Source organism: Pantoea sp. CTOTU49201, assembly GCF_032054795.1.
GTDB classification, from domain to species: Bacteria; Pseudomonadota; Gammaproteobacteria; order Enterobacterales; family Enterobacteriaceae; genus Pantoea; species Pantoea symbiotica.
On the sequence record NZ_DAMBSA010000236.1, the window covers coordinates 1 to 7,389 of the forward strand.

Annotated in this window: 7 protein-coding genes and 1 pseudogene; 2 read left to right on the plus strand and 6 right to left on the minus strand. The window is 54.0% G+C overall.

Annotated features, from left to right (window positions below):
• A partial coding sequence (locus tag RTY00_RS15935; RefSeq protein WP_409519143.1) for a sigma-54-dependent Fis family transcriptional regulator occupies positions 1–889 on the minus strand: 889 nt, incomplete at its 3' end.
• Positions 890–1,164: 275 nt separating this feature from the next.
• Between RTY00_RS15935 and RTY00_RS15940 the strand changes: the two genes are divergently transcribed.
• Together RTY00_RS15940 and adhP are read left to right on the plus strand one after the other, a co-directional pair.
• Positions 1,165–2,685 carry an aldehyde dehydrogenase family protein gene (locus tag RTY00_RS15940; RefSeq protein WP_154153606.1) on the plus strand — a complete coding sequence of 507 codons (1,521 nt, stop codon included), beginning with the start codon at positions 1,165–1,167 and terminating at the stop codon, positions 2,683–2,685.
• A gap of 30 nt (positions 2,686–2,715) precedes the next feature.
• Positions 2,716–3,756, plus strand: a complete 1,041-nt coding sequence (gene adhP, locus RTY00_RS15945) for an alcohol dehydrogenase AdhP (RefSeq protein WP_061717460.1) — start codon at positions 2,716–2,718, stop codon at positions 3,754–3,756.
• A 33-nt stretch (positions 3,757–3,789) separates the two neighbouring features.
• Here adhP and RTY00_RS15950 read toward each other — a convergent pair whose 3' ends face one another.
• From RTY00_RS15950 to RTY00_RS15970, 5 genes and pseudogenes are all read right to left on the minus strand, one after another.
• Complete coding sequence (locus RTY00_RS15950; RefSeq protein WP_312665097.1) at positions 3,790–5,154, minus strand: MFS transporter; 1,365 nt, start codon at positions 5,152–5,154, stop codon at positions 3,790–3,792.
• A 130-nt stretch (positions 5,155–5,284) separates the two neighbouring features.
• The gene (gene cyoE, locus RTY00_RS15955; protein WP_008103945.1) at positions 5,285–6,172 is read right to left on the minus strand and encodes a heme o synthase; all 888 of its coding nucleotides are present in this window, start codon (positions 6,170–6,172) and stop codon (positions 5,285–5,287) included.
• A gap of 11 nt (positions 6,173–6,183) precedes the next feature.
• Positions 6,184–6,513 (minus strand): cytochrome o ubiquinol oxidase subunit IV, encoded by a 330-nt coding sequence (locus tag RTY00_RS15960; protein WP_007886986.1) that lies wholly within the window; start codon positions 6,511–6,513, stop codon positions 6,184–6,186.
• Entirely contained in the window at positions 6,513–7,127 is a 615-nt protein-coding gene (locus tag RTY00_RS15965; protein ID WP_007886985.1) for a cytochrome o ubiquinol oxidase subunit III, read from the minus strand. Before RTY00_RS15965 ends, RTY00_RS15960 begins: the two co-directional genes overlap by 1 nt.
• A pseudogene (locus RTY00_RS15970) lies at positions 7,127–7,389 on the minus strand (cytochrome o ubiquinol oxidase subunit I); the annotation flags it as partial. The pseudogene RTY00_RS15970 and the gene RTY00_RS15965, both read right to left, overlap by 1 nt.

Consider the following 7,389-nt stretch of genomic DNA (forward strand, 5'->3'; position numbering starts at 1 on the left):
AGGGCAGATCGCTGGCGGGTTCGCTCGGCGTGGCAAAATGGCTGCGCTGCGGCGCACGCAGGCGAAAATAGTAGCGCTGCGTGGCGTAATCGAGCGGAACGGGAATGGTGTTGGCTTGCTGCTGCTGTTGCGGGAACAGTTGCTGAAAGGTCACGCTGCCGAGTTGTTCGACGCTCAGCGCCAGTTCGCGCATCGCCAGACGATTAGCGGCAGTCAGGACGTTATCTGAGAACACCAGCAGCAGTTCATCGCTGGTATCGATGCCTTGTGGCTGCAGATGCAGGCTCATCAACCATTGCTGCGGGTGCAGGCTCTGTTTTACCCACAGGTATTCGATCTGTTTCGCCGCCGCTTTCACCCAATTAAAGGTTTGCGGATGCGGGAAGTGCGCCGGGCCGGAAATATCCAGCACGCCAGCAATCTGACCGTTCGGCATTTGCAGCGGCATCGCCGCGCAGTACAAGCCTTGGTTGAGCGTCAGGAAGTGCTGATGACCTTCAATCTCGCAGCCGTCATCAATCGCCAGCGCGGTGCCAATCGCATTGGTGCCACGCCCGCATTCACTCCACAAATTGCCCGGCGCCAGCGCATAACGTTGGGCTTTTTCCATCGAAGGCATATCGCCAAAGGTATTCAGCACCAAACCGGTGGCATCCGACAGAATCACCACCGATTGCTTCTCGGCCAGTTTCTGCGCCAGCTGATTGATCACCGGCTGCGCGAACTGCTGCAGCCCGGCATTGCTGGCGAGCACATCGGCCAGCTCCCCCTGGCGAACACGAGGAAAATCATCGGCGGTGCGATCGAGACCATACAGCTGGCTACGAAACCAGGAGTCGCTTAATAGCGGATTGGCGTTAACGGCAGACGCGGATGGATTTCCCTGCATTGATGACCTCATGCCCAAGCGAAAGTGTTGCAGCATTGTAGCGGGTCGGTTTCTGTACTGTTGCGATACGCAACACAGATGGTGAACTTTTCTGCATAACATCTGCAAACCAAGCCACACGTGGATTTATAACGTAATGATTAAATGTGTATTTTTTCAAATAATCAGCTGATGAAAAAAGCTGGCACGCCCGCTGCAATAGCTCCTTTGACAGCACGTTCTCTGAATGGCGACTGACCTTTCAGATTATCTGACCCTACATAAAGGAGTTTGCGATGCGTTATGCACATCCCGGCACGCCCGGCGCTTTGGTTTCATTTCAGGCGACTTACGGCAACTATATTGCGGGCAAATTCGTCGAGCCGCTCAGCGGCCAATACTTCACCAACACCTCGCCAGTGAATGGCAGCGATATCGCGCAGTTTCCGCGCTCAGATGCACGCGATATCGATTTAGCGCTGGATGCGGCGCATCAGGCGGCCGATGCCTGGGGAAAAACCAGCGTGCAGCATCGCGCCAACATCCTGCTGCAGGTGGCGGATCGTATTGAGGCCAATCTCGAAAAACTGGCGGTGGCGGAGAGCTGGGATAACGGTAAACCGATCCGCGAAACCCTGAATGCCGATCTGCCGCTGGCGGTGGATCACTTCCGTTATTTCGCCGGTTGCCTGCGGGCGCAAGAGGGCAGCACTGCGGAGATCGATGAAACCACTGTTGCGTATCACTTCCATGAGCCGCTCGGCGTGGTCGGGCAGATCATTCCGTGGAATTTCCCGCTGTTAATGGCGGCGTGGAAACTGGCGCCGGCGCTGGCGGCGGGGAACTGTGTGGTGCTGAAACCGGCGGAACAGACGCCACTAGGCATTACGCTGCTGATGGAGGTGATTGGCGATCTGTTCCCGGCTGGCGTGTTGAATGTGGTGCAGGGCTTTGGTCGTGAAGCGGGTGAAGCGCTGGCGACCAGCAAACGCATCGCCAAAATCGCCTTTACCGGTTCAACGCCTGTGGGTCGTCACATTATGGCCTGCGCTGCTGAAAACATCATTCCTTGTACCGTTGAGCTGGGCGGCAAGTCGCCGAATATCTACTTCGCCGATGTAATGGATGGCGAGGATGAGTTTATTGAGAAAGCGGTGGAAGGGTTAGTGCTCGGCTTCTTTAATCAGGGCGAAGTCTGTACCTGTCCGTCACGCGCGTTGATTCACGAATCGATCTATCAACCCTTTATGGATCGTGTGATGGCGAAGGTGGCGAATATTCGTCGTGGCGATCCGCTCGATACCGACACCATGATTGGTGCGCAGGCTTCACGCCAGCAATTCGATAAAATCCTGTCGTATATCAACATCGCACGCGACGAAGGCGGTCAGATTCTCACCGGTGGCGATCGCGCTAGCGTGGCCGCAGAACTGAATGACGGATTCTACATTCAGCCGACCTTAATCAAAGGAACTAACCAGATGCGCTGTTTCCAGGAGGAGATTTTTGGGCCGGTGATTGGTGTTACAACCTTTAAGGATGAAGCAGAAGCCCTCGCCATCGCCAATGAAACCCAGTTCGGCCTTGGTGCGGGCGTGTGGACGCGCGATACCAATCTGGCCTATCGCATGGGACGCGGCATTAAAGCCGGTCGCGTCTGGACCAACTGCTATCACATCTATCCCGCTCACGCGGCATTCGGTGGCTACAAGCAATCGGGTGTGGGCCGTGAGACGCACAAGATGGCGCTTAGCGCCTATCAACAAACCAAAAATCTGCTGGTTAGCTATGGCACCGCGCCTTTGGGCCTGTTCTAAGTCCGCATCCGATCAAATGGAGAGTGAAAGATGAATATGCAAATCAAAACCACCATGAAAGCCGCTGTTGTGAAATCTTTTGGTGAACCGTTAGTGATTGAGCAGGTGCCGGTGCCGCAGGTCGGGCCGGGGCAGATTTTGGTAAAAATCGCGGCTACCGGCGTGTGCCATACCGATCTCCACGCGGCCGAAGGCGACTGGCCAATCAAACCCAATCCGCCATTTATTCCGGGCCATGAAGGTGTTGGCCAAGTTGTGGCGCTAGGCGAGGGCGTTAAGCACCTGAAGATGGGCGATCGCGTTGGTGTACCTTGGCTCTATTCGGCGTGCGGCCATTGTGAGCATTGTCTGGATAGCTGGGAAACGCTGTGTTTATCGCAGCAAAATGCCGGTTACTCGGTTAATGGCAGTTTTGCGGAATATTGCCTCGCCGATGCTAACTATGTCGGCATCATCCCGGATAACGTTGATTACAACGAAATCGCGCCGATCCTTTGTGCCGGCGTTACCGTCTACAAAGGGCTGAAAATGACCGACACCAAACCTGGCGATTGGGTGGTGATTTCCGGTATTGGCGGTTTAGGGCATATGGCGGTGCAGTACGCGGTTGCCATGGGACTGAACGTGGCGGCGGTGGATATCGATGATGAGAAGCTGGAGTTTGCTAAACGTCTCGGTGCCAGCGTGGTAGCGAATGCGAAAAATGTCGATCCGGCCAAAGTGTTCCAGGAGAGTTTTGGCGGCGCGCATGGCGTGCTGGTGACGGCAGTTTCACCGAAAGCATTCGAACAGGCGATTGGTACGCTGCGTCGTGGTGGCACCATGGTGCTGAACGGTTTGCCACCGGGCAAATTCGATCTGTCGATCTTCAATATGGTGCTGGATGGCATTACGGTGCGCGGTTCTATCGTGGGTACGCGCAAAGATCTGCAGGAAGCGCTGGATTTCGCCGGTCGTCATAAGGTGAAAGCCACCGTGGCGGTTGAACCGCTGACTAACATCAACGATATCTTCGCGCGTATGCACGCTGGCAAGATTGAAGGGCGTATTGTGGTGGATATGTCGCTGTAACAAAAAGCCCGACGCAATGGTCGGGCTTGTCATTTAACAGCTGGCGAGCAGCGCTTCGAGTTCGACGCGGCTCGTCACTTTACTGTCGATTTTGATGTAGGCACTTTTCTCTTCCGGCACGATAAACACCGACGCCACGCCAGGCTGCGCTTTCAAACGCTTCTCAAGGTTCGGCACCGCCAGCACCGCATCGCTGAGCATAATGCGCAGGCTGCTAACGTACGGCGGTTCCTGCATCGACATCGCCACAAACAGCCACGCTGCTGCGACAATCGCGCCGACCAGGAATACGGTTTGTGCATCTACATGACCATAGATCCATCCGCCCATGCTGCCGCCAATCGCTACGCCAATGAACTGGCTGGTGGAGTAGATGCCCATTGCGGTGCCTTTGTAGCCTGGCGGCGACTCTTTACTGATCAGCGACGGCAGAATCGCTTCCATCAGGTTGAAGGCGAGGAAGAACAGCTGTACGCCAATCACCAGCGTCCAGAAGTGGCCCGCCGCGCCCCACAATACGATTTCCGCGATGATGATGATCGCCACGCAGCCGACAAACACGCGCTTCATGCGGCGCTTCACTTCGGCATAGATAATGAAAGGCACCACGGCGACAAACGCTACCAGCATCGTCACCAGATAAACTTTCCAGTGTTCTGCCGCCGGTAAACCGGCTTGTTCAAGCTGTCCCGGTAGCGCCACGAAGCTCGACATCAACAGAATGTGCAGGCATAGAATGCCGATATTCAGTTTTAACAGTTTTGGATTGGTCAGCACCGCACGGATGCTGCCTTTCACCATGCCGGACTCACGGTTCAATACATGATTTGGCGCATTGGGCACCACTAATAAGGTGATGACGATGCCAAGCGTCGCGAGGATGGCGATCATCCAGAACAGCGCGTGCAAGCCGAGCGCGTGGGTGACAATCGGGCCAACTACCATGGCAATGGCAAAGGTGACGCCAAAGCTGATGCCGATAAACGCCATCGCTTTGGTGCGGTTCTGTTCACGGGTTAAGTCCGACAGCAACGCCATTACCGCGGCGGCGATCGCGCCGGAACCTTGTAATGCGCGGCCTAAAATCACGCCCCAAATGGTGTCGGAGGTGGCGGCGATAATGCTGCCGAAAACGAACAGCAGCAGTCCGCCGACGATCAGCGGCTTACGGCCGACGCGATCGGAGAGCAGACCAAATGGAATCTGGAAGATGGCTTGTGCCAAACCATAAATACCGATTGCGAGACCAATCAGTGTTTCACTGGCGCCCTGTAACGCCATGCCGTACGTGGTGAGTACCGGCAAGACCATAAACATTCCCAGCATGCGCAGGGAAAAAACGGTACCTAAACCCCATGTAGCGCGAAGCTCTACTGGCGTCATTTTATTGTCGTTCATGTTTACCTCAAAATTATACTGCGCCCATTCTAGGCAGCAGGGCAGGGCGGGTAAAACATTTGTTCTTAAGCAGTGGTAACAAAAAGAAAGGGCGCGAAATTCGCGCCCTTTCTGGTTTTGCGGAGCTGAATTACCAGACGTAAGTCAGCAAATCTTTCGACGCTGGCGTCATGAAATCAACCGACATCATCACGCTCAAGGCGGTGATAGCGACAATCGAGAACACAAACAGTTTACGCGCCCAAACTTTGTCGTTTGAGGTTTTGTAACCTGAAAGTGCCATGCCGAGCCACCACACGCTAACGGCCGCAGCCACCACCAGATATTTGTAGCCCGCGTAACCGCCAAGGGTCAGCATCAGCGTGGCAATCATGAACGCCAGGATATACAGCGTAATATGATTTTTTGCCACTGAGATGCCTTTCACCACCGGCAAAACCGGAATGTTGGCAGCCTGGTAATCTTTAAAGCGGAAGATGGCAATCGCATAGGAGTGCGGCATCTGCCACAGGCTAAAGATAGCCAGTAAAATCAACGCGCCAGCATCAAACTGGTTGGTCACTGCGCAGTAGCCAATCACCGGCGGCGCAGCGCCAGAGAGACTACCAATCAGCGTGCCGTAGACAGAGTTACGCTTCATATAGAGGCTGTAAACGCCTACGTAAACCACGAAGCCCATCACCGCCAGCCACATGGCCAGCGGGTTAGCGCCGAAATACAGCAACGCAAAGCCAGCAATACCCAATGCGGTTGCATAAACCAGGCTTACTTTCGCCGAGATCAGGCCTTTGACCAGAACACGGTTCCGCGTTCTCTCCATTTTGATGTCGATATCGCGGTCAATCACGTTGTTGAAAACACAACCTGATGCGACAACCAGCGATACGCCAACCAGCGAGGCGAGAAACAGGGTGTAATCAATGCTGCCTTTCGAAGCCAGCAGGAATCCACCGATCACAGAAATTAAATTGCCGAAAATAATTCCTGGTTTTGTTACTTGCAGGTATTGCTTAATCATTACGCGACTCTTTAGTGGGCCATCATGTTGTAGTTGAGGTTCCACATAATCCACAGTGAGCCTACAACAACAATCAAGATAATGAGTGCTGAGAAGACGATGGCCACCATGTTCCAGCCACCTTCTGATTTGCTGTCTAAGTGCAGGAAGTAGACCAGGTGAACCAGCACCTGAACTACCGCACACACCAGAACCACACCCAGAATGGTGCCGTGTGAAGCGCCGCCATCCATTACCATCCAGAACGGAATACCGGTCAGGATGATAGAGAGGACGAAGCCGATCATGTAAGACTTCACGCTACCGTGCGAAGCGCCATGTTCGTTAACAGAATGACTCATTACATGGCTCCCATCAGGTAGACAACGGTGAATACGCAGATCCAAACCACATCCAGGAAGTGCCAGAACAAGCTCAGGCACATGATACGGGTGCGGTTGGTTGCAGTCAGACCACGTTTAGAAATCTGGAACATCATCACGGCCATCCAGATCAGGCCAGAGGTCACGTGCAGACCGTGCGTGCCGACCAGCGTAAAGAACGCTGACAGGAAGCCGCTGCGATCGGGACCGAAGCCTTCTTTGATCAGGTGATGGAATTCATAGATTTCCATGCCGATAAAGCCAGCACCGAACAGGAAGGTCAGGGCTAACCAGCTGATGACCGAACCTTTGTTCTGGTTGTTCATCGCGATCACTGCCATTCCATAAGTAATGGAGCTGAGCAGCAGCAGCGCGGTTTCGACCAGGACGAACGGCAGTTCGAAGATGTCTTTACCTGCCGGGCCACCGGCAGTGTTATTGACCATTACTGCATAGGTCGCAAACAGGGTTGCGAAGATAATGCAGTCACTCATCAGGTAGATCCAGAAGCCAAAGACTTTATTGGCTCCTGCATCGTGATGCCCATGCTCCGCATGGGCGTCGTGGTGGTGTTTTGCAGTTTCAGTTGACATTATTTCAGACCTGCTTTGCTGATTTCGTCAAAGTGCTTCTTCTCGATCTGCTCGACTTCGGCAACCGGTACGTAGTAATCCACGTCTTCATCGAAGCTCTTCACAATCCAGGTCACGATAGTGCCCAGGAAGGTAAGGCCAGCCAGCCACCAAATGTGCCAGATCATAGCGAAACCGAAGACAGTCATCAGGGCCGCGATAACAATGGCTGCGCCGCTGTTTTTCGGCATATGAATTTCTTCATATTTTTCTGGCTGCTTGT

Excerpts from the sequence above, each read along its gene's own strand:
- RTY00_RS15940 (WP_154153606.1), top strand. The coding sequence starts at position 1,165 with ATGCGTTATGCACATCCCGGCACGCCCGGCGCTTTGGTTTCATTTCAG.
- adhP (WP_061717460.1), top strand. The coding sequence starts at position 2,716 with ATGAATATGCAAATCAAAACCACCATGAAAGCCGCTGTTGTGAAATCT.
- RTY00_RS15950 (WP_312665097.1), bottom strand. The coding sequence starts at position 5,154 with ATGAACGACAATAAAATGACGCCAGTAGAGCTTCGCGCTACATGGGGT.
- cyoE (WP_008103945.1), bottom strand. The coding sequence starts at position 6,172 with ATGATTAAGCAATACCTGCAAGTAACAAAACCAGGAATTATTTTCGGC.
- RTY00_RS15960 (WP_007886986.1), bottom strand. The coding sequence starts at position 6,513 with ATGAGTCATTCTGTTAACGAACATGGCGCTTCGCACGGTAGCGTGAAG.
- RTY00_RS15965 (WP_007886985.1), bottom strand. The coding sequence starts at position 7,127 with ATGTCAACTGAAACTGCAAAACACCACCACGACGCCCATGCGGAGCAT.